Origin of the sequence: Methylophaga sp., assembly GCF_009711715.1 — a bacterium.
Lineage (GTDB): Bacteria > Pseudomonadota > Gammaproteobacteria > Nitrosococcales > Methylophagaceae > Methylophaga.
Map to the genome: position 1 here is coordinate 285,239 of NZ_VENF01000009.1, position 19,736 is coordinate 304,974.

22 protein-coding genes are annotated in these 19,736 nt (G+C 51.6%); 18 read left to right on the forward strand and 4 right to left on the reverse strand.

The window, feature by feature from the left end:
• Positions 1-420: 420 nt before the first annotated feature.
• The 4 genes from FH755_RS07545 to FH755_RS07560 are packed head-to-tail and all read right to left on the reverse strand — an operon-like array spanning position 421 to position 2,943.
• Positions 421-942, reverse strand: a complete 522-nt coding sequence (locus FH755_RS07545; RefSeq protein WP_292440150.1) for a PilX N-terminal domain-containing pilus assembly protein — start codon at positions 940-942, stop codon at positions 421-423.
• Positions 943-953: 11 nt separating this feature from the next.
• Positions 954-1,973, reverse strand: a complete 1,020-nt coding sequence (locus FH755_RS07550) for a PilW family protein (protein WP_292440152.1) — start codon at positions 1,971-1,973, stop codon at positions 954-956.
• Positions 1,970-2,419: a type IV pilus modification protein PilV gene (gene pilV, locus FH755_RS07555; RefSeq protein WP_292440153.1), complete on the reverse strand. Its 450-nt coding sequence runs from the start codon at positions 2,417-2,419 to the stop codon at positions 1,970-1,972. Before pilV ends, FH755_RS07550 begins: the two co-directional genes overlap by 4 nt.
• Positions 2,410-2,943 carry a GspH/FimT family protein gene (locus FH755_RS07560; protein ID WP_292440155.1) on the reverse strand — a complete coding sequence of 178 codons (534 nt, stop codon included), beginning with the start codon at positions 2,941-2,943 and terminating at the stop codon, positions 2,410-2,412. Before FH755_RS07560 ends, pilV begins: the two co-directional genes overlap by 10 nt.
• Before the next feature lie 267 nt (positions 2,944-3,210).
• Between FH755_RS07560 and flgB the strand changes: the two genes are divergently transcribed.
• The 18 genes from flgB to FH755_RS07650 all read left to right on the forward strand — a co-directional run bounded on the left by flgB (position 3,211) and on the right by FH755_RS07650 (position 19,730).
• Positions 3,211-3,621 (forward strand): flagellar basal body rod protein FlgB, encoded by a 411-nt coding sequence (gene flgB / locus FH755_RS07565; RefSeq protein WP_292440157.1) that lies wholly within the window; start codon positions 3,211-3,213, stop codon positions 3,619-3,621.
• A gap of 2 nt (positions 3,622-3,623) precedes the next feature.
• Entirely contained in the window at positions 3,624-4,040 is a 417-nt protein-coding gene (gene flgC / locus FH755_RS07570) for a flagellar basal body rod protein FlgC (protein ID WP_292440158.1), read from the forward strand.
• A gap of 18 nt (positions 4,041-4,058) precedes the next feature.
• Positions 4,059-4,739, forward strand: coding sequence for a flagellar hook assembly protein FlgD (locus FH755_RS07575; RefSeq protein WP_292440161.1), 681 nt, complete (start codon positions 4,059-4,061; stop codon positions 4,737-4,739).
• Between the two features lie 13 nt (positions 4,740-4,752).
• Positions 4,753-6,105 (forward strand): flagellar hook protein FlgE, encoded by a 1,353-nt coding sequence (flgE, locus tag FH755_RS07580; RefSeq protein WP_292440163.1) that lies wholly within the window; start codon positions 4,753-4,755, stop codon positions 6,103-6,105.
• A 125-nt stretch (positions 6,106-6,230) separates the two neighbouring features.
• Positions 6,231-6,974: a flagellar basal-body rod protein FlgF gene (gene flgF, locus FH755_RS07585; protein WP_292440165.1), complete on the forward strand. Its 744-nt coding sequence runs from the start codon at positions 6,231-6,233 to the stop codon at positions 6,972-6,974.
• A 52-nt stretch (positions 6,975-7,026) separates the two neighbouring features.
• Positions 7,027-7,812: a flagellar basal-body rod protein FlgG gene (gene flgG / locus FH755_RS07590; RefSeq protein ID WP_292440167.1), complete on the forward strand. Its 786-nt coding sequence runs from the start codon at positions 7,027-7,029 to the stop codon at positions 7,810-7,812.
• A gap of 116 nt (positions 7,813-7,928) precedes the next feature.
• On the forward strand, positions 7,929-8,636 hold the full coding sequence (locus FH755_RS07595) for a flagellar basal body L-ring protein FlgH (RefSeq protein ID WP_292440169.1): 708 nt from the start codon (positions 7,929-7,931) through the stop codon (positions 8,634-8,636).
• 8 nt (positions 8,637-8,644) lie between these two features.
• Complete coding sequence (locus FH755_RS07600) at positions 8,645-9,739, forward strand: flagellar basal body P-ring protein FlgI (RefSeq protein ID WP_292440172.1); 1,095 nt, start codon at positions 8,645-8,647, stop codon at positions 9,737-9,739.
• A 2-nt stretch (positions 9,740-9,741) separates the two neighbouring features.
• Positions 9,742-10,716 carry a flagellar assembly peptidoglycan hydrolase FlgJ gene (gene flgJ / locus FH755_RS07605; protein WP_292440174.1) on the forward strand — a complete coding sequence of 325 codons (975 nt, stop codon included), beginning with the start codon at positions 9,742-9,744 and terminating at the stop codon, positions 10,714-10,716.
• Between the two features lie 32 nt (positions 10,717-10,748).
• Positions 10,749-12,140 carry a flagellar hook-associated protein FlgK gene (gene flgK / locus FH755_RS07610; protein WP_292440177.1) on the forward strand — a complete coding sequence of 464 codons (1,392 nt, stop codon included), beginning with the start codon at positions 10,749-10,751 and terminating at the stop codon, positions 12,138-12,140.
• A 9-nt stretch (positions 12,141-12,149) separates the two neighbouring features.
• Complete coding sequence (flgL, locus tag FH755_RS07615; protein ID WP_292440179.1) at positions 12,150-13,055, forward strand: flagellar hook-associated protein FlgL; 906 nt, start codon at positions 12,150-12,152, stop codon at positions 13,053-13,055.
• A 26-nt stretch (positions 13,056-13,081) separates the two neighbouring features.
• On the forward strand, positions 13,082-14,146 hold the full coding sequence (locus FH755_RS07620) for a CDP-glycerol glycerophosphotransferase family protein (RefSeq protein WP_292440182.1): 1,065 nt from the start codon (positions 13,082-13,084) through the stop codon (positions 14,144-14,146).
• 2 nt (positions 14,147-14,148) lie between these two features.
• Entirely contained in the window at positions 14,149-14,667 is a 519-nt protein-coding gene (locus FH755_RS07625; RefSeq protein ID WP_292440185.1) for an adenylyl-sulfate kinase, read from the forward strand.
• Complete coding sequence (locus FH755_RS07630) at positions 14,667-15,230, forward strand: hypothetical protein (RefSeq protein ID WP_292440186.1); 564 nt, start codon at positions 14,667-14,669, stop codon at positions 15,228-15,230. Before FH755_RS07625 ends, FH755_RS07630 begins: the two co-directional genes overlap by 1 nt.
• Positions 15,227-15,961, forward strand: a complete 735-nt coding sequence (locus FH755_RS07635; RefSeq protein ID WP_292440188.1) for a formyltransferase family protein — start codon at positions 15,227-15,229, stop codon at positions 15,959-15,961. The genes FH755_RS07630 and FH755_RS07635 overlap by 4 nt, the downstream gene beginning before the upstream one ends.
• Positions 15,942-18,332, forward strand: coding sequence for a PEP/pyruvate-binding domain-containing protein (locus tag FH755_RS07640; protein WP_292440190.1), 2,391 nt, complete (start codon positions 15,942-15,944; stop codon positions 18,330-18,332). Before FH755_RS07635 ends, FH755_RS07640 begins: the two co-directional genes overlap by 20 nt.
• A complete protein-coding gene (locus FH755_RS07645) occupies positions 18,325-18,981 on the forward strand; it encodes a gamma-glutamyl-gamma-aminobutyrate hydrolase family protein (protein WP_292440192.1) in 657 nt (218 codons plus the stop codon). Before FH755_RS07640 ends, FH755_RS07645 begins: the two co-directional genes overlap by 8 nt.
• Positions 18,978-19,730, forward strand: coding sequence for a phosphocholine cytidylyltransferase family protein (locus FH755_RS07650; RefSeq protein WP_292440194.1), 753 nt, complete (start codon positions 18,978-18,980; stop codon positions 19,728-19,730). The genes FH755_RS07645 and FH755_RS07650 overlap by 4 nt, the downstream gene beginning before the upstream one ends.
• Positions 19,731-19,736 lie beyond the last annotated feature (6 nt).

A 19,736-nucleotide genomic window follows, 5' to 3' on the forward strand; every position in this document is an offset into this window, starting at 1 on the left:
CGGGATAAAGTGTGCCATCTTCTTTTACCCAGGGACGGTAGGTCACCGACGGATCATAATAAGTGCTGTTGAATTGGGGGGAGCGAGTGGTGGCATTGTAGGCGTCATTATCGTCGACAGTCGCCACTTCCAGCAGTGTTTTGGAGTAGCTCGGGTAGGGGGTTCCGCTGCCATAGACACTGTCCGGGCTTGGAAACAGCAACGCTGCATAGGAACTGCCGGGGAAAGCCAGATCATCCGGTGTCACTTCAAATACCATTGAGCCTGAGTCATCAAGAATAAACATGATGTTAGGTTCGACACCGCCGCCCAGATAGAGAGGGGTTTTACTGAGACTCAGTGGCGCTGCTGTGGCAACAGCGTTGATAGAGAACAAAGCCAGGGCGACACAGAGACTTTGCAAAGTACGTGACAACATGGCTAGAACCTCTTCGCAGTGGTGCTCTGCAGCAGCGTTCTGGCAACGTCGGTACCGCCGGTGCCCTGGCCGGTGATCCGGTAGTAAACGGTCCCGTTGGGCACGCCGCCATCACCGATGACCAGATCGTCAGATTTAAAATATTGAAACTCGATGATGCTGCTTGGGGCTGTTTTTATATTGGACAGTGCCACGCCATAGCTAACGCTATTGTTATTCCACCAGGTCTGACTCCGTTCCTGCCACCAGCTTTGCGGGTTAGCGTCATTCGGGTCCATTGCGTTCAGTTTCCAGACCCGGGTACTGCCATCGTCAGTGGGCAGAGGCTCAACCAACTGGCTGCTCAGCCAGTTTTCCGCATCCCTGAGAACGGTTTCAGCGGCTTCAAAAGAGAGTTCCTTATCACGCTCATTGGTCGCCATTTTCTGCTGCATTACACCGCTGCGAATCGAAGACAACCCGATGATGGTAATAAGCACCAGAAGAATCATACTGACGACCAGAGCGGCACCTTGCTGTTTCATACTCATACTCCTTAAGGCACGCGATTACGCAGAGTAATGGTTTTCGAGAAAACCGAACGCAGTCGACGATCTGCAGGTGTGATGGTATTACCATCGAGCAAATAATCCTGAGGTCCATCCACGGTCAGGTTATCTTCCTCGCTGACCATGACCAGATCAATCGAAATACTGACGACCTGACTCCAGTTACCAACGGCATTGGCACTGAGATAGGTATCTGCTGAGCCATCTCCATCTGTGTCAGTGCCATATTCCAGTTGCAGAGACTCGACGCCACTGACCAGCTCTTGCACGGCATTGCCGCCCTGCTTCATATAGAGAGCGGGAATGCCGTCAGGATTGTTACGGATATAAAAACTGGTAGTGAGAATGCGGCTAATCCAGCCACCGGTGTAGTTTTTACCCAGTGCCTTAGTGGCATTGCCGGGTGTGCCGACACCCGTGTTATGGGTGAGCGTTCCGGAGGTGCTGGGATTGGCTGAGGTAATCTGGAAGATGGCTGCCGATTCACAGTCGGTGACCATCACAATATCGAAACGCTCCAGCAGGTTCCCCGAAGGCACCATTATCGCGGCTGATCCGGGTGGTGTACCGCCGGGATGCTGAGTGACTCTGATTTCTGGTTGATTGATCGTTCTCACGGTAATGACATCACTACCGGCAACAGGGTTGGTAATACTGGTATCAAGTGTTGGGGTCCAGAGATTGGGGCCTGTGGCTTCGGCACCCTGCAGTGGTACGGTAAAATTCCACAAATAGTTGTTCGGTGTATTAAGGGTATTGTTGACTTCGTTGTCAGCAATCTGGAAGGAACCACAACCCTGGTAACCGACATTCAGCAACTCATCGGTCAACACATGCATGGCATAACGGCCGTTTTCCTGAATATGTGCCTTGGCTGTCTGCACCCGGTACATCTGGCGGCTGGAGAGAAAGACCTGTATCACTGCGGCAATGACGATAAGGCTGAGTAACAGCGATATCATCAGCTCTATTAACGAAAGACCTTGCTGCTGCTTTTGAAAACTCACAGAATCGCCCCTGCATAGACATAGCTGGTTGTACCCAGGGCATCGTTTTCCTGCATTTCAGTCCAGGTGATGGTGATATCACATACAAATTCGGTAGTGGCGGCAAAAGCCGGACAAACAATGCTGGCATCGCCCTGCGGCAGGGTGTTGTTCAGTTTAGTGAGCCATTCAGCAATGTCATTTTCCGCTACGTTGCTGGGGGAAGCCGGCGGATCGGTATTCAGGGTTAGTGCGTAATCACCATTCTTTGCTGCCTGTTGATTGGCGCGCATTCTGTCAAACATATTTGCGGCCAGTGTCGTTGCCTGACTGCGGAATTCGGCGCTTTGATTGACTTTCATGGATGTGACATGAAGATGGGCCATGCCCAGCAAGCCAATTGCCAGCACCAGCACCGCAACCATCACTTCCACCAGGGTAAAGCCTTGCTCATGTTCTACGGACATGCGGCAACCCCATCACGGATCGACGCACGGCCGGTATTATTAACGGTGATTGAGCGAGCCTGATTCACATTATTGCCAGCGCAGAGAGTAAAAGTGTCGTTACCGAGGCCGGCTGAGCTGACGGGGTAGCCGCTGGGGAGATAGGCCAGCCAGGTTTGATAATTGTTACCGCTGGTCAGGGTGTAGTTGCCCTCCAGTGGTTCGCGCACACGCAACAAGGTATCGGTCCCATTATCCAGTTGGCCATCGCCGTCAAGGTCCGCAAAAATCTGCCAGCCACTGGTCCAGTTACTGTTTATATTGGATGTGCTTCTTATGGATACTTGTACGCCGCGGCGTATGGCCTCTGTTCTGGCGTAATACAACTGGCTGAGTATGTCGTTAGCCTGTGTTGTCAGCCGATGGTTACGGATCATGTCCGCGAAACTGGGAGCTGCGAGAGCAGAAATGATAGCAGCGATGCTCAGTACCACGATCAATTCTATTAAAGTAAAACCACGTAAAAGCTGTTGCCTACAGCTCATAGGTACTCCCGTTAACCTTCTATTCAATGAATAGTCAGCTAATTCTAAGTCCATTGTCAATCATGATACTGAGCGACCTGCAGACTGCCGTCTATCCCCCTGTGTGAGGGGGTGTGGTTGTGTTGCCGCCTTAAGCGGCAAGATATTGCCGATGCTCGGCATGGAATATTCCCCGCAATCCTAAAAATTCAGTAAACACAGCACCCTGAGAATCTGGCACGCAAACTGCTATCTCCCAGTTGAAGAAAAATTTTTGTGGAGTGTGACATGCCAATCACCTTTGATTCTGCCCTGGGAATTCATGCCGATGCATTGAGAGTGCGATCACAGCGTGCTGAACTCTTGGCAGCCAATCTGGCCAATGCCGATACGCCTAATTTCAAGGCGCAGGACATTGATTTCAGGGCGGCTCTGAATAATGCCGTCGATAGCGGCAACCCGGCGATGATGAAAACCACGCATCAGAATCATATTCCATTCACCGGTGGGGCTGGCAGTGAAGGCCTGATGGCGCCGGTTCAATTCCGTATCGCGATGCAGGACTCACTGGATGGCAATACCGTTGATGAGCAGGTAGAACAGGCACAGTTCATGCAGAATGCAGTTCAGTATCAGGCCAGCCTGGAGTTTCTGGGTGGCAAGTTCAGCAGCCTGACCAAGGCATTGAAGGGGCAATAATCATGTCACTATTTAATATCTTTGATATCGCAGGTACCGGGATGAGTGCGCAATCACTGCGGCTCAACACCACGGCCAGTAACCTCGCTAATGCGGACAGCGTCAGCAGCAGTGTTAATGAGGTCTATCGGGCACGTCAGCCGGTATTTTCCGCGGTACTCGATGAAGCCCGGGAAGGCTATAAAAAGGGTTCGGTGCAGGTGCATGGTGTGACCGAAAGCCAGGCACCGGTCAGAACAGAATATAACCCGACACATCCGTTGGCGAATGAAGACGGCTATGTCTTCCACTCCAATGTCGATCCGATTAGCGAAATGGCCAATATGATGTCGGCCTCACGTTCCTATCAGAACAATGTCGAGATCGCCAATACATCCAAACAACTCCTGCTGCGCACCCTGCAGTTGGGGCGGTCATAAACACAGGAGTAAATGATCATGGCAGTGAACGGAGTAGGCGATAACCCTTATGCCTTTCTTAACGGTCAGACATCCAAAACCAGTAATGAGACCAAAGATACCGGCCAACTGGCGCTGGAAGATTTCATGTCGCTGATGACCACCCAACTGAAAAACCAGGATCCGCTGAAGCCGATGGAAAGTGGCGACTTTCTGGGCCAGATTGCCTCCTTCGGCACGGTGAGCGGTATTGCCGATTTGCAGGACTCCTTTTCCAGCTTTGCCAAGGCGATGCAGTCCGATCAGGCGCTGCAGGGTTCCTCTCTGGTAGGACGCTCTGTATTGGTTCCGTCATCAATAGGTTACATGACGCCGGACAGCGGATTGACCGGTCAAATCAATGTGGCCGAGCCAGTTAATGATTTGAAAGTCACTGTTTATAACGAAGCCGGCGTAGCCGTTAAAACGCTGGAAATGGGTGGCGCCTCCGGCTATACCAATTTCACCTGGGACGGGTTTGACGATAACGGCAATGCCATGCCGGAAGGGATTTATCAGTTCAAGGCAACCGGCACTGTCGATGGTGAAAATACGGCTTTTGCCACCGCCACAATTGCCAAGGTATCCAGTGTTCTGGTCGGCTCAGGCAGCCAGGGTTTAACAGTTAATCTCGCAGGCATCGGTTCCGTGCCGTTCAGCGAAGTACAAGAAATTATCTAAGGAGGACATCACTATGTCTTTTAGCACAGCATTAAGCGGTTTGAACGCGGCCACAGCGGACCTGAATGTTAAATCCAACAATATTGCCAACGTCAATACAACTGGTTTTAAACAATCCCGCGCTGAGTTTGGTGATGTTTTTGCTGTTTCTGCCTTCGGCACGACCAGCAGTACAGCTATCGGTAATGGCGCCGTCCTGCAGAAAGTCGCTCAGCAGTTTAGTCAGGGTAACCTCGAGTTTACTGACAACGCGCTTGATCTCGCGATTAGCGGTGAAGGCTTCTTCGCGATGGCGCCGGAGCTGGACAGTGGTGAAGTCATCTATAGCCGTGCCGGTGAGTTCGGCGTGAATAAAGATGGCTACATTGTCTCCAATGAAGGCTGGTATCTGCGGGCTTTCCCGGTTGACAGTGACGGTCAGATTTCAGCGACCAGTATGAATGCGACCGGTCCTATTCAGCTGCCGCCTTCGGTGGGGGCACCGGAAGCCACTACCAACCTGAGTATTGCCACTAATCTGCCGTCGACCTCTCCAGGTATTGATGACGGCGCCGGTGGTTTGCTGGCGATTGATCCCAACGATCCCGATTCTTACAGCTTCTCAACCTCGGCAACAGTTTATGACTCGCTGGGTAATGAACATGTTGTAACCACTTATTATCAACATATTGATTCCAACGCTGATGATGGCAGCGGTCCGGTTGGTGATAACCAGTGGCAAATGGCGGCTTATATTGATGGCAGTGAAGTGAAAGGCGGTACACCGGGGACCCCTTACGCGCTGGAAGATGATGTCCGTATCAGTTTTAATGCCGATGGCACCCTGGATACAGTGGATGCCGACCCCAGCACAGCCGCGCTCGACCCCATCACTCTGAGTTTCATTGATACTACGGCTACCGAGTGGGCCAGCGGCGCAGAAACGCAGACGATTACCTTGTCACTGAACGGTTCCACACAGAACTCCGGTGCCTTCAATGTCGGCGCTTTGACTGTAAACGGTTTCCCGACCGGTCGTCTGACGGGGGTTGATGTCAGTGAAGACGGCTTGATCAGGGCTACCTATAGCAATGGTCAGGCAGTACCTATAGGCAAAATCGCACTGGGTGACTTTGCCAATCCACAGGCGCTCAACAAAATTGGCAGCACAGCCTGGAAAGAAACCACCGATTCCGGCCCTGTTATTGCCGGTGAAGCCTCAACAGGTAGTTTTGGTGAAGTGCAGGCAGGTGCTCTGGAAACCTCGAATGTGGATTTGACTAAGGAACTGGTCGGGCTGATTACCGCTCAGCGTAACTTCCAAGCTAACTCGAAAGCGATCGAGACCAACAACGCCATTACCCAGACCATTATTAACCTGCGTTAAGTTCGATCTGGACCCCGCTCAGATTTTTGAGTGGGGTTTTTGCAAAAAACTGGAACGAAAACTGCTTCATCTATTCCATAACTATTTTTTGACTGCCAGTCATTTCGTTATCAGAGGCAATTGCTATGGACCGTAGTCTTTTTATCGCCATGAACGCTGTCCAGCAGACCATGCAGGCACAGGCGACCAATGCCAATAATCTGGCCAATATCAATACCACCGGTTTCCGTGCGGATTTCGAGCAGTTCCGCAGCATGCCGGTGTTTGGTGAAGGTTTGCCTACGCGGGTTTATTCGATGACAGAAAGACCGGGCACCGATTATCAGCAGGGCTCAGTCCAGTCGACGGGACGCGAACTCGATATCTCGATCCAGGGTGAGGGCTTTATTGCCGTACAGGGGAAAGATGGCCGAGAAGGCTATACCCGTGCCGGCGATCTGCAGATCACTGAAACCGGCCAGTTAGTGACCGGCACCGGTCTGGCTGTGATGGGGGAAGGTGGCCCTATCGCCATACCGCCGGCAGAAAAAGTCGAGATTGGCAGTGACGGCACGATTTCAATTCGCCCTATCGGCGAAGCCGCCAACGCGCTGGCTGTTTTGGACCGAATCAAGTTGGTGAAGCCGGATTTGCAACAGGTCATTAAAGATACTGATGGTTTGCTGCGGATGCGTGATGGCAGCGATGCCCCGCTGGATGCGACCGTGACAGTGTCTTCCGGTACCTTGGAAGGCAGTAATGTCAACGCCGTCGGTGCGCTGGTCAAAATGATCGAACTGCAGCGGCAATATGAAATGCAGGTCAAGATGATGAAAACCACGCAGGAAAACAGCGCCGCCTCGGCACGTTTAATGCAAATGAATGGTTAACCGCCCCAAGCGGCAATTTTTTCCGCCCCGGCGTGACAGTAGGAGTTAAATTATGAATCAGGCTTTATGGATTGCAAAAACCGGCCTTGATGCCCAACAGACCCGGATGTCAGTGATTTCCAATAATCTGGCTAACGTTAACACCACCGGTTTTAAACAGGACCGGGCTGTATTCGAGGATCTGCTGTATCAGACGATTCGTCAGCCGGGTGCCCAGTCGTCAGCCAGCACACAGTTGCCTTCCGGTTTGATGGTCGGTACCGGTGTCCGCACGGTGGCCACTGAAAAAGTGCATACGCAGGGCAATATTCAGCAGACGCAGAATGCGCTGGATATCGCGATTCAGGGGCGTGGCTTTTTCCAGATCCTGATGCCTGATGGCACACTGTCCTATACCCGTGACGGTACCTTCCAGCTGGATAATACCGGTCAGGTAGTGATGTCCAATGGTTATCCGCTGGAGCCGGGCATCACGATTCCGGAAGACGCCCAGAGTATTACCATAGGCTCTGACGGCACCGTGAGTGTCCTGCAGGCGGGTGATGCTGAACCCACGATTGTCGGTAATCTGGACTTGGCCGATTTTGTGAATCCGACCGGGCTGCAGCCGATTGGTGAAAACCTGTTCAGAGAGTCCGGTGCCAGTGGACCGCCGCTTCTGGGCACACCGGGTCTGGATGGGTTTGGCACAACCGTTGGCGGCGCTTTGGAAACTTCCAACGTCAATGTGGTGACAGAACTGATAAATATGATCGAAACCCAGAGAGCTTACGAGATGAATTCGAAAGCGATCTCGACTTCCGATCAGATGCTGCAATACGCCAGCCAGAATCTTTAATTAACTCTCGCAATCGCCGGCCACTTCCATGGCCGGCTTTTTTTTGCTCGGCTCTTTGCCAGGTTCTGGCACAAAGTCTGCAAGCATCTCTCTGCAAAGCTTTTTTGTGGAGAGTCATGATGAAATTTACGGTGCCATTTATATTGTTGTCCGCCGCGCTGATTGCCGGCTGTAACAGCAATACCGTTAAGCGCGATCCGGCCTACGCCGCCGTGCGTCCGGTACCGACACAGCAAGAAGAAAGAAATGACGGTGCGATTTTTGACGCCCGTAACAACATCGCGCTGTTCGAGGATTACCGTGCCCGTCGTGTCGGCGATATTTTGACGGTCAGACTGGAAGAGCAGACGGATGCTGAGAAAGAGACCGAAACCACGGTCAATAAGAGTAACAGCACCAATATTGATAACCCCACCATCTTCGGTGCCAGCCCGCAGTTCAGCCTGCCCAGCCAGTTGCCACTGGATAACACCAGCAATAATAATCTGGCATTCGGCATCGGTTCGGAAACCGATTTTGAAGGCGAAGGTGAAAGCGAACAGAACAACCTGCTGTCCGGTAATGTCAGCGTGTCCGTCGTTGAAGTCCTGGCCAACGGCAATATGGTCATCCGCGGTGAAAAAGTCATCACCATTAACCAGGGTAATGAATATATCCGCCTGTCCGGCATTGTCAGCCCACGTGATATAGAGGCAGATAATTCCGTCTCGTCGGTAAGAATTGCCGACGCCCAGATTGCTTATGTTGGGGACGGTCCGACCAATGATGCCAACGTGATGGGCTGGCTCAGCCGCTTCTTTGTCAGCGCCCTGATGCCGTTCTGAGGATAAGTATGATGAATCTCAAATTTGTATTGGCTGCTTTGCTTTTGACGATATCCGCTCTGGCCCAAGCCGAGCGCGTCAAGGATCTGGCCTCGATTGCCGGCGTCCGCTCTAACCAGTTGATTGGTTACGGTCTGGTGGTCGGTCTGGACGGCAGCGGTGATAAAACCAAGTTTACCGGCCAGAGCCTGCGTAATTTCCTGGTGGAAATGGGCATCAACATTCCGCCCGGCACCGATCCGAAAAGTAAGAATGTGGCAGCAGTCTCGGTGCATGCCGACTTACCACCGTTTGTGAAACCCGGTCAGACCATTGATGTGACAGTGTCCTCTTTGGGCGATGCTAAAAGCCTGCGCGGCGGGAGTCTGTTGATGACGCCACTGAAAGGTGCCGATGGCAATATTTATGCAATGGCTCAGGGCAATCTTGTGGTCGGTGGTTTTGGTGCTGATGCCGGGGATGGCTCACGGGTGACGGTAAACATTCCCAGTGCCGGCCGGGTTCCCAACGGTGCCACTGTTGAGCGTACCGTTAAAAATGCCTTTAATGTCGGCGACCATATTGTGCTCAATCTGCACCGTCCCGACTTCACTACAGCCAGTCGCCTGACGGATGCCATTAATCATACTTTGGGTAAAGGCACCGCCAATTCGGTGGATGCTTCCTCAATCAGAGTGAATGCGCCGCGTGATCCGAGCCAGCGTGTGCCGTTCCTGTCTCTGGTGGAAAATCTGGAGTTGAGTCCGGGCGAAGCGCCGGCGCGTGTCGTCGTTAATTCACGTAGCGGCACCGTCGTTATTGGTCAGCATGTCCGGGTGACACCGGCCGCCGTGACCCACGGTAATCTGTCTGTGACCATTTCTGCCAACCCCGAGGTCAGTCAGCCTAATCCGCTGTCGCAGGGGCAGACCGTGGTCACGCCGAATTACGATATCGAAATCAGCGAAGAAGACAGCCGGATGTTTGTCTTTGACCCGGGCGTATCGCTGGATGAAATTGTCCGCGCCGTCAACCAGGTGGGCGCCGCACCGGGTGATCTGGTGGCGATACTGGAAGCGCTGAAGCAGGCCGGTGCATTACGCGCTGAGTTAGTGGTTATCTAACGATGGCACTGGAATCCAAAATCGCCCAGTCCGCGATCGATTTTCATGGCCTCAACCAGCTTCGCCAGCAGGCGGGTCAGGGGCAGAATGAACAGCAGACGCTGCGTCAGGTTGCCGGTCAGTTTGAGTCCCTGTTTGTGAACATGATGCTCAAATCGATGCGTCAGGCCAGTCTTGCAGAAGGCCTGTTTGACTCTGAACAGAGCAAAATGTATCAGGATATGGCTGACCAGCAGCTGGCTTCCGATTTGTCGATGCGTGGCGGTCTCGGTTTGCAGGATGTCATCATGCGTCAGCTTGGCGGTGATCGCTATACCAAGAGCACTGAAGCGAAGCCCGGGCAGACTTTCAGTATTGATACAGTGACTGTCCGACCTGCGCTGGGTATCAAGGTGAACGAAAAAATCATTGAACAAATCCGCGAAGCCAGGCCAAAACTGCTGGCAGAAGATCAAGAGGTTGCCGACACCGATATGGCAAATATGCCAAAACGCTTCAATTCGCCTGACGAGTTTGTTGAAAAACTCTGGCCTTATGCTGAACGCGCTGCAGAAAAACTCGGCGTCGCACCGGAAGTGATTCTGTCACAGGCGGCACTGGAAACCGGTTGGGGTAAATATATTCTGACTGATGATAAAGGCAGCAGCTTCAACCTGTTCAATATCAAAGCGCACCGTTGGGATGGTGATATTGTGTCCAAAAATGCACTGGAATACCGTGACGGTAAAGCGTTGCATGAAAGCTCAAAGTTCCGTGCTTACGATTCCTATCAGCAGAGCTTTGATGATTATGTGCAGTTTCTTCAAACCCAGCCGCGCTACAGCAAAGCCCTGCAAAATGTCGACGATGCCGATGCCTTTATTGAGCAACTGCATAAAGCTGGCTATGCCACCGATCCGCAGTATGCGGACAAGATTAAACGCATTATGAACAGTGACACGCTGGCCCAGATGTCACTGGATATGGATTTGTTCTGACAGATGCTGAGTCTGAAACGAGGAACTAAGCAATGAGTATTCTGAATATTGGCACATCAGCGTTAACAGCGGCGCAGACCGCCCTGTCGACCACCAGTAACAACATCAGTAACGTTAATACGGAAGGCTACACCCGTCAGCGTGCTGAACAAGTTACCCGTCCTGCCAATTATGAGGGCAATTTCTATCTTGGCTCCGGGGTCACGGTCAATAGTGTTGAGCGTATTTACGACAGTTTTCTGGCAACTCAGGTGAGAAGCTATACCTCGCAGGAAGCACAACAGGATACCTTTTTATCTTATTCGCGTCAGGTCGATAATCTGCTCGGTTCATCCGAACTCGGCATTAATGGTGGCCTGGATGCATTTTTCGGCGCAGTGCAGGAAGTCGCCAATGATCCGACCTCAATTTCCGCTCGTAAGGTGATGCTGACACAGGGGGAACTGTTGGCCAGCCGGTTTAACACGCTGGACTCGCAGCTGACCCAGCTGACCAGTGATGTCGATAATGATATCGCCGTCGGTGTTGATGATATTAACAACATCACCCGTGGTATCGCTGAGCTGAACCAGGCCATTCTGGAAGCCGAAGGCGCCAAGGGTAGCCCCAATGATTTGCTGGACAAGCGCGATCAGTTGATAAACAAGCTGTCGGAATATGTCTCGGTCACCAGCGTGCCTCAGAGTAACGGTACTGTGAATATCTTCGTCGGTAACGGCCAGGGGCTGGTGGTGGGTACCACACAGGTGGATCTCAACACCATCAGTGACAGTTCGTTTGATCCGCCGAGGCTTAATATCGGTTTCGGCTCAACCCAGATAGACATTACCAATCAGATCAACGGTGGCAGTCTGGGTGGGGCGTTGCAGTTCCGCAGCAATATCATCGATAACACCCGCGCTGATTTGGACTTGCTGGCCGAATCGGTGGTCACGGCGTTTAATACGGTGCACGGTAATGGTTTTGACCTGGACGGCAATGCCGGCGGTAACTTTTTTGACCCAGCCGGTACCACCGCGGCTGATATTAATGTGGTCCTAACCGATCCGCGTCAGATTGCGGCTTCATCGGGTACCAATATCGGCACCGGGAATAATGAAAATGCACTGGCTTTGGCCGATTTGCAGACAGACAACAGCCTGGTTCAGGTCAGTGCGGGGCCACCGCCGATCACCCGTTCCCTGGCGGATCAATATGGCGTGATTGTGTCAGACGTGGCGACCCGCACCCGTCAGGCCGAGGTCAGCCAGGAAACTCAGCAGGCCCTGCTGCAACAGACCAAGCAGCGGTTTGACAGTGTTTCGGGTGTGAACCTTGATGAAGAAGCCGCTGATCTCATCAAATATCAGCAGGCTTATCAGGCGGCATCACAGATTATCGTTGTGTCTAACACGATTTTTGACACGCTCATCAACGCGGTCTAGGAGATCGTTATGCGTATATCCACCAATTACATACAACAGCAAAGTGTCGAGGCGATGTTGCGTCAACAGACCGAACTGGCTAAAACCCAGCAGCAGGTCTCGACAGGCGAACGCATTCTGTCCCCCTCCGATGATCCGGTGGCTGCTGTCAGGATTCTTGGTATTGAACGTGATTTGAATCTGACCCAGCAATATCAGGGTAATGCCGATGTAGCTGAAAACAAACTCAATGTTACCGATGGGGTGCTCACCAGTGCGGTGGATATTATGCAACGCATCCGTGAACTCGCGGTCCAGGGCCTGAATGATACTAATGACGCCAATGCCCGCGCTGGCATTGCCGAGGAAATCAGTCAGCTTAATCAGAGCTTGTTGAGTCTGGCGAATACCACCGATGCCAACGGGGAATATCTGTTTTCAGGCTACCAGTCGAATACTCGGGCTTTTGATACAACCACCTATGCCTACAACGGCGATGGCGGCCAGCGTAATGTGCGGGTGGGTGGTGGCTACCTGGTCGAAGTCAGTGAGCCCGGCGACCAGATTTTTGTCAGTACCAACCTAGATGGCAACACACAGGCGATATTCCAGACTATTGATGATTTTGCCACCGCGCTGAACAACAATGACTTGTCTACAGCGCCCAATAACGGCGACTTTCTGAGCAATATGGATACGGCATTGGGACAGGTCTTCGGTGCCCGGACCAATGTCGGTACCAAGCTCAATGCTATCGACCAGCAACGCGCCGTTAACGAGGCCAGCATCGCCAGTCTTGAAACCAATCGTTCCCAGCTCGCCGACCTCGACTATGCGGAAGCGATAACCCGTCTCAATCAGCAATCTGTCGGCCTGCAGGCAGCCCAGCAGGCTTATGTTAAAGTGCAGGGACTGTCATTGTTCAATTACATCTGAGTGGTCGCAGAGAAGGGATTAACAGCGTGAAAATTGAGGACTTCGGGATTGCTTTTCTGGTGCATTTCTCGGAAATGTTTAACCACTATGCCCCAGTCTGGAATAAGTTAAATCGCGAAGATTTCATTATCGTAGTGCACGGTACTGAATTTGAAAGAGAGCGCACTGTTGAAGCCTGTGAGGAATACCAGGTTCACTACATCATGCTGGAAGAGGTGATGGCAGAAGGGCATCGCTTTCCATTTATGGTCTCCAATCATGCAATGCATCAATTCAATGGGCGTCCCCTGATAGAGACGATTGCTGAAAAAAACATTCGCTTTATGTATGCGCTGGGCAAAGCCCGTCATAATTTCTCTGCCTGGAACAGTAGTTATGATTTGTTTCTGGGGTTTGGTCCTTTTCATGCAGAACAACTGGCTCGATTTAACACGCCTGTGGTGCAGATGGGTTACCCGCGTTATGACATCTTCTTTAACGGACTGCCGGACCTGACTCCCCTCACTGAACAGCTGCAGCTGGATCCTGACAAAGAGACCCTGTTGTGGTTGCCGACCTGGCGTGAGCTTTCATCGGTACCAGCTTATGCCGAGCGCATGGCTGAACTGGCTGATGATTACAATATCATCGTCAAGTTGCATCCGCTTACTCAGGAAGAAGAGCCGCAGATTATTGATTTGCTGGCACCTTTACCTTTTACCGCTGTGATTACCTCGGTAATCGATAATGTCTATCTGTTTGCGCTGGCAGATAAAGTTATCTGTGATTACGGCGGCACCGCTTTTGGGGCGATTTACCTTGATAAACCTCTGTTGTTGCTTAATCTACCTGATGCACAGCAGGATCCTTTGGCCGGTGCCGATTCTCCGGATATTATGCTGAGGAATGATATTGTCAGCCTTGATGCCGGCAGTTTTCATCTGATTACGGATGTTCTCAACAACGAGGCGCTCTGGCAACAACAACAGCGACGGCGTGAACAACTGCGGTGTTATTATTTTGCGCCGAACTACGGACATTCCGCTGAGGCCGCTGCTCAGGCTATCTGCCAGGCGAGTGAAATTATCAAGCAAGAGGGGCTGACAGCGTAATTATGGTTATCTGGATTGTCGGCCTGTCCGGAGCAGGCAAAACCACTATCGGCAAAGCAGTCTATGAAAAATGGCGACAGCTGGCGCCCAACACCGTACTGCTGGATGGTGACCAGTTGCGTCAGGTGTTTGCCCATGATAATCACAAAACGGATTACAGTATTGAAGGTCGCCGGATCAACGCGCAGCGGGCGATAGGCCTGTGTCAGTTACTCGACAGCCAGGGGATCAATGTTGTCTGTTGTCTGTTGTCAATTTTCGAAGACCACCGACAGCAGAACCGAAACACGCTAAGCCGTTACTTCGAGGTGTTTGTTGATGTGCCTATGGCAGAGCTGATTGCCCGCGATGACAAGGGCTTGTATCGGGGAGCTGTGACCGGTGAAACTAAAAATGTGGTGGGAGTTGATATTCCTTTTGACCGGCCGCAAAGCCCTGATCTTGTGATAGAAAACAGTCATCAGCTAGCTGATATAAAAGCCTATGCTGAGCAGATTCTTGAAGCGGCGGGAGTCCATTGATGTTTAACGACGAGCGCTATCCCTATGCCCAGGGACCTTTACTGGAACAGCCTAATACCTATTTTTACACTCGCTATCATGGCGAAGCTTTTCTGGATGCCTGGCTGCAAACCCGTTCTCTGGCTTCAATGCCGGAAAACATCAGCAGACCTTCAGCCGATATCAGTCAGAGCTCAGTTGAAAACAATGCAATCGTCACCCGCAATTTGTTGCTTGATCTGATAAATCATCAGGCGGAACAGGCCTATTGGTGGCCACGGCTGGTGAAAAAATTTGAAGTCAAAAAGCGGCTGTTTGCGGCCTATCAGTCTGAACCGCCGCATCGACCAGTGATCGAGAGTGGTTACCAGGATCTGGATATCTACTTGCTATTTGCCGAATGGCTCGTCATCAGCTATCAGCATCAGGCTAAACTGCAATTACTCAATACCTTGCTCAAGGTAATGGATACTTTGATCTCGCAGCAAAAACAGCTGTTCCCGAGACAACAGAATAATATTGCCTGGCTGCTGCAACAGGAAAAGGTCTGTGTGAGCCAGTTGCAACAAACGGTGATAGCATGAATCATTACGCTGGTTTTATAGTGCTTTGCGCTCCCACAGCCCGTTCACAGGCCTATTTGCAGGCTATCAGGTCTGCAGGACTCAATCCTGACCATGTCATTGTTTATGGTCATGCCCGTCCCCGTAACCAGACCAACGATACAAGGGGCCATGCTTTAGCATTAGCTCAGCCTGATTTCAGTCTGCCACTCAGCCAGACCATCAGCGAGGCTGGCTGGCCGGCAAGTGTTATCGATGATGATGCCATCGGTAGTGATGAAGTCGTTCAGCTACTGCAGACCTTATCTCCGAGCTTAACGGTTTTCTCAGGCTTTGGTGGACAACTGGTGCCGAAAAGGGTGTTGGAGCAGACAGGGCGGTTATTACATATCCATTCCGGCTGGTTGCCGGATTACCGTGGCAGCACCACACTTTATTACAGCTTGCTGGAACAGGGGCACTGTGCCGCGACAGCGCTGCTGTTGACGGAAGATATTGATGATGGCCCGATTCTGGCCCGTAAAACTTATCCGGCCCCTGATCAGCAGACAGATATCGACTATGCCTATGACTGTGCGATTCGGGCAGATTTGCTGATTACAGTACTCAAACAATATGTGACGCAAGGCTGTTTACCTGAACCCATTGAGATCAAGGATGAAGGGGAGATGTTTTATGTTATTCATCCCTTGCTCAAGCATCTCGCCATCTTGTCTTTGAAGGAGACAGCAAATGCTGGCGATAGCCTTTGATTTCGGTACCAAGGCGGAAACGCTGGAAAATTTGCAGGGCAATCTGAGTCAGAGTCAGCTTTTACCGCAATATTTCTTCTCCTGTGAACAATGGCAGCAATCCCGCGACAGAATACTGGCTGCCATTGCGGATCGTTTTGCTGATAAGAAACTGGCGGTGAGGAGCAGTGCACAGGGTGAAGATGGCGAGGTCAGTTCCATGGCCGGCGCCTATAACTCGGTACTCAATGTCAGCGCAAATAACAGTCACAGTCTGATCAATGCTGTCCAGACTGTGGTCGATTCCTATTCCGGCAACCCGGAGGATCAGGTACTGGTACAGCCAATGTTGTCGGATGTGGCGCTGAGCGGGGTAGTGATGACCCACGACATTGAAACCGGCGCCCCCTATTATGTGATCAGCTACGATGATGAAAGTGGTCGTACCGACACCATTACTGCCGGTAACGGCGTCAATAAAACGGTGTTGTTGCATCGTGAATACGAAGCTGAACTGATTGAGTCCGCGCGTATCAGAGCTATCCTTCATGGTGTTCATGAACTGGAGCAGGTCTGCGGCAATGTGCCGCTGGATATCGAGTTTGTGCTCACTGCAGCAGGTGAACTGTTTATCCTGCAGGTGCGGCGAATTGCGCTGCATAAAACCTGGCATCCGGTAACCGAGCGCCGAACCTCACGCAAGCTGGCTTTTATTGAAAACTTTATTAAACAACGTTCGGCGAGCAGGAATAAGCTGCTCGGCGCACGTACGATTCTGGGCGTAATGACCGACTGGAATCCGGCAGAAATTATCGGCGTTACCCCCAGACCTTTGGCAGTGTCTTTATATCGTGATTTAGTGACGGCGCACATCTGGCGAGATGCCAGGGCTGTTATGGGGTACCGCGCTTTGCCAGCCGAGGAACTGATGGTGGTAATTGACCACCATCCATATATTGATATCCGCAACAGCTTTAACTCCTTCCTGCCGGCCAGGCTACCGGACAGTATCGGTGAAAAGCTTGTCGACGCCTGGCTGAATCGGCTTGATAAACGGCCGGAACTGCATGATAAAGTGGAGTTTGACATTGCTCATACCTGTCTGGATGTCGATTTTGAACACAGTTTCAAAAAGCGCTATCCAGACCTGTTGAACGACGAAGAACTGACGCTCTATAAAAGCGAACTGCAAACGCTTACCAACTCACTGCTGGACTGCTCTGATAACGGTAACCTGAAGCAATCAATGGCGTGCGTCGACGCACTGATGTCACGCCAGCAGCAGCGCAGCCGGATCGAGCTGGATCAGACTGAAGACCCGCTTCAGCTTGCCATAGAGCTACTGGATGAGTGCCGGCATTCCGGCACTTTCCCTTTTGCCTGCCTGGCGAGGCATGGCTTTATGGCTGAAGCGCTACTTCGTTCACTGGTGCGCACCGGCGCAATCACTGCAGATCGCGTCGCCGAGCTCAAACATGCGATTCATACCGTGACCAGTGATCTCGTGGTCGATTTTCAGAATGCATCCAGTGATCCTGGTGTGATACCGGCATTTCTTAACAAATACGGACATTTGCGCCCCGGGACTTACGATATAACCTCGCTGCGATATGACGAAAGCCCTGATCTGTTCAGCAGTCAGGCCAGTGCCAGGGCAAAACCGAAACAACATAGCTTTCACTTCAGCCCTGAGGAAGAACTGGCTATCAACGAGAGTCTGCTGACCGCAGGGTTGAATATGAATGCGGCGGCATTGTTTATTTATGCTGAGCTAGCAATCAAAGTGCGTGAGCTTGGTAAATTTGTCTTCACCCGTAGTTTGTCCGATGCACTTTATTGCCTATCACGTTGGGGTGAGATGAGTGGGTTGTCACGTGACGATGTATCCTATCTTGACTGGGAAGATATCAAGGCCACTGCTGTTTCACCGGTGCTTGATTATCAGGATCGATATTTTCTCGACAAGGTGACCGAAGCGGAGAAAAGTCTGCGTGCCGCCTTGCCATTGCGGCTGGGATATCTGCTGCGTGATGCTCGGGATGTGTTCGTTATCCCGGTCAATCGTCATGAGCCGACCTTTATTACCAATGAATCCGTCAGCGGTGAAACAGTTCTGCTGGATGCTAAGTCCTCAGCCTCTCAGTCGCTGTTCAACAAGATTGTCTGTATTAAAAATGCCGATCCCGGGTTTGACTGGATTTTTACCAAGGGGATCCGGGGGCTAATCACGCAGTTTGGCGGTGCCAACTCACATATGGCGATACGTTGTGCCGAGTTTGGCATTCCTGCGGCGATTGGTTGTGGTGAGCAGACTTTCGGGCGCATGATTAAAGCCGAGAGCGTACTGCTCAATTGCCACAACCGGACCTTAAAACCCAGACATCATGGCTGAGAGAAAAACTATCGGCATCAGTATGCGTGTAGTCGAAGCAAGCGACTATGAAGAGCCACGCGATGCACTGGCGCATGACTGGTATCCATTTCTTGATTGGGTATTGGGAGAGCGGGCGAACTGGCTGCTGATTCCCAACCTGGGCGCAGAGTCTGTCAATGCTTTTGTCAGGGGACATGCCATTGACGGCCTGATATTGTCTGGTGGTAATGATATTGGCGATTGTCCGATTCGTGATGAGACCGAAACAGCGCTGATTCGCTATATGCTGGAAAATGATTTACCGCTGGTCGGTATCTGCCGGGGGCTGCAACTTATCTGGCGGTTTTTCGGCGGTGAATTGAAGCCAGTCAGCCCTGAGGCCCATATCGCATGCCGGCACCAGATTTATCCCACGGATGAATGGGAAGCAATAGTTGGTAACACTGAACCGTTATCCGTTAACTCCTATCACGGCATCGGCCTTTCAACAGTGAGCAGGCCTGAATCACTGATTACTTTGGCAATCACTGACGATCAGCAAATTGAAGCCGTCAGACATCATCAGGCGCCGATACTCGGGCTGATGTGGCACCCTGAGCGTGAACAGCCTTTTGCGGAAAATGACAGACGATTGATACAAAATTTTTTATTGGGGGAGCAAGATTGAAAGGTATCATTCTGGCCGCCGGACGCGGATCGAGATTAAATCGCTTAACCGCCGATAAACCCAAACCACTGGTGGAACTGGCTGGTAAACCCTTATTTGACTGGCAACTGTCAGCTATGCGTCAGGCCGCTATCAGCGATATCACAGTCATCACAGGCTATTTGGGCGAGCAGTTCCAACGCTTCCCGGTCAACCGTATTCATAATCCATTCTGGGAGAAGTCGAATATGGTCAGAACATTGCTGCAGGCAGATAACCTGCTTCAGCATGAAGATTGCCTCGTCTCATACGGCGATATCGTTTATCACCCTGACTGGGTCAGGAAACTTAAAGATAGTCCGGCGGATATTGCCATCAGCTATGACACCGACTGGCTGGATCTCTGGTCGCAACGTTTTGATGAGCCATTATCAGACGCCGAGAGTTTTCAGAGTGAAGCAGGTTTCCTGACGGATATTGGTCGTAAAGTCAGTGATCTTTCCGATATTGCCGGGCAATACATGGGTCTGTTGTTGTTCCGGCCCCATGGCTGGCTGCAGGTCAAAAAGCTGTTGCAGGGCTACAACCATGCTGAAATTGACAAGCTGGATATGACAAGCCTGCTATCACGGCTGCTGGCGCGTGGCATATCCATCGCGACGGTTCCGGTAGCCGGCCGTTGGCTGGAGGTTGATGATCCGGATGACCTGATCTTTTACGAGAAACAGTTAGCTGTCAATACGTACTGGAAGCACGACTGGCGTTTGTAAACCACT

Bases quoted from the DNA above. Each gene is read 5' to 3' on its own strand.
- FH755_RS07635 (WP_292440188.1), top strand. From the start codon at position 15,227: ATGAATCATTACGCTGGTTTTATAGTGCTTTGCGCTCCCACAGCCCGT.
- FH755_RS07640 (WP_292440190.1), top strand. From the start codon at position 15,942: ATGCTGGCGATAGCCTTTGATTTCGGTACCAAGGCGGAAACGCTGGAA.
- flgJ (WP_292440174.1), top strand. From the start codon at position 9,742: ATGGCACTGGAATCCAAAATCGCCCAGTCCGCGATCGATTTTCATGGC.
- FH755_RS07600 (WP_292440172.1), top strand. From the start codon at position 8,645: ATGATGAATCTCAAATTTGTATTGGCTGCTTTGCTTTTGACGATATCC.
- flgK (WP_292440177.1), top strand. From the start codon at position 10,749: ATGAGTATTCTGAATATTGGCACATCAGCGTTAACAGCGGCGCAGACC.
- pilV (WP_292440153.1), bottom strand. From the start codon at position 2,419: ATGTCCGTAGAACATGAGCAAGGCTTTACCCTGGTGGAAGTGATGGTT.
- flgE (WP_292440163.1), top strand. From the start codon at position 4,753: ATGTCTTTTAGCACAGCATTAAGCGGTTTGAACGCGGCCACAGCGGAC.
- flgB (WP_292440157.1), top strand. From the start codon at position 3,211: ATGCCAATCACCTTTGATTCTGCCCTGGGAATTCATGCCGATGCATTG.
- FH755_RS07575 (WP_292440161.1), top strand. From the start codon at position 4,059: ATGGCAGTGAACGGAGTAGGCGATAACCCTTATGCCTTTCTTAACGGT.
- FH755_RS07625 (WP_292440185.1), top strand. From the start codon at position 14,149: ATGGTTATCTGGATTGTCGGCCTGTCCGGAGCAGGCAAAACCACTATC.
- flgL (WP_292440179.1), top strand. From the start codon at position 12,150: ATGCGTATATCCACCAATTACATACAACAGCAAAGTGTCGAGGCGATG.
- flgG (WP_292440167.1), top strand. From the start codon at position 7,027: ATGAATCAGGCTTTATGGATTGCAAAAACCGGCCTTGATGCCCAACAG.
- flgF (WP_292440165.1), top strand. From the start codon at position 6,231: ATGGACCGTAGTCTTTTTATCGCCATGAACGCTGTCCAGCAGACCATG.
- FH755_RS07645 (WP_292440192.1), top strand. From the start codon at position 18,325: ATGGCTGAGAGAAAAACTATCGGCATCAGTATGCGTGTAGTCGAAGCA.
- flgC (WP_292440158.1), top strand. From the start codon at position 3,624: ATGTCACTATTTAATATCTTTGATATCGCAGGTACCGGGATGAGTGCG.
- FH755_RS07595 (WP_292440169.1), top strand. From the start codon at position 7,929: ATGATGAAATTTACGGTGCCATTTATATTGTTGTCCGCCGCGCTGATT.
- FH755_RS07545 (WP_292440150.1), bottom strand. From the start codon at position 942: ATGAAACAGCAAGGTGCCGCTCTGGTCGTCAGTATGATTCTTCTGGTG.
- FH755_RS07630 (WP_292440186.1), top strand. From the start codon at position 14,667: ATGTTTAACGACGAGCGCTATCCCTATGCCCAGGGACCTTTACTGGAA.
- FH755_RS07560 (WP_292440155.1), bottom strand. From the start codon at position 2,943: ATGAGCTGTAGGCAACAGCTTTTACGTGGTTTTACTTTAATAGAATTG.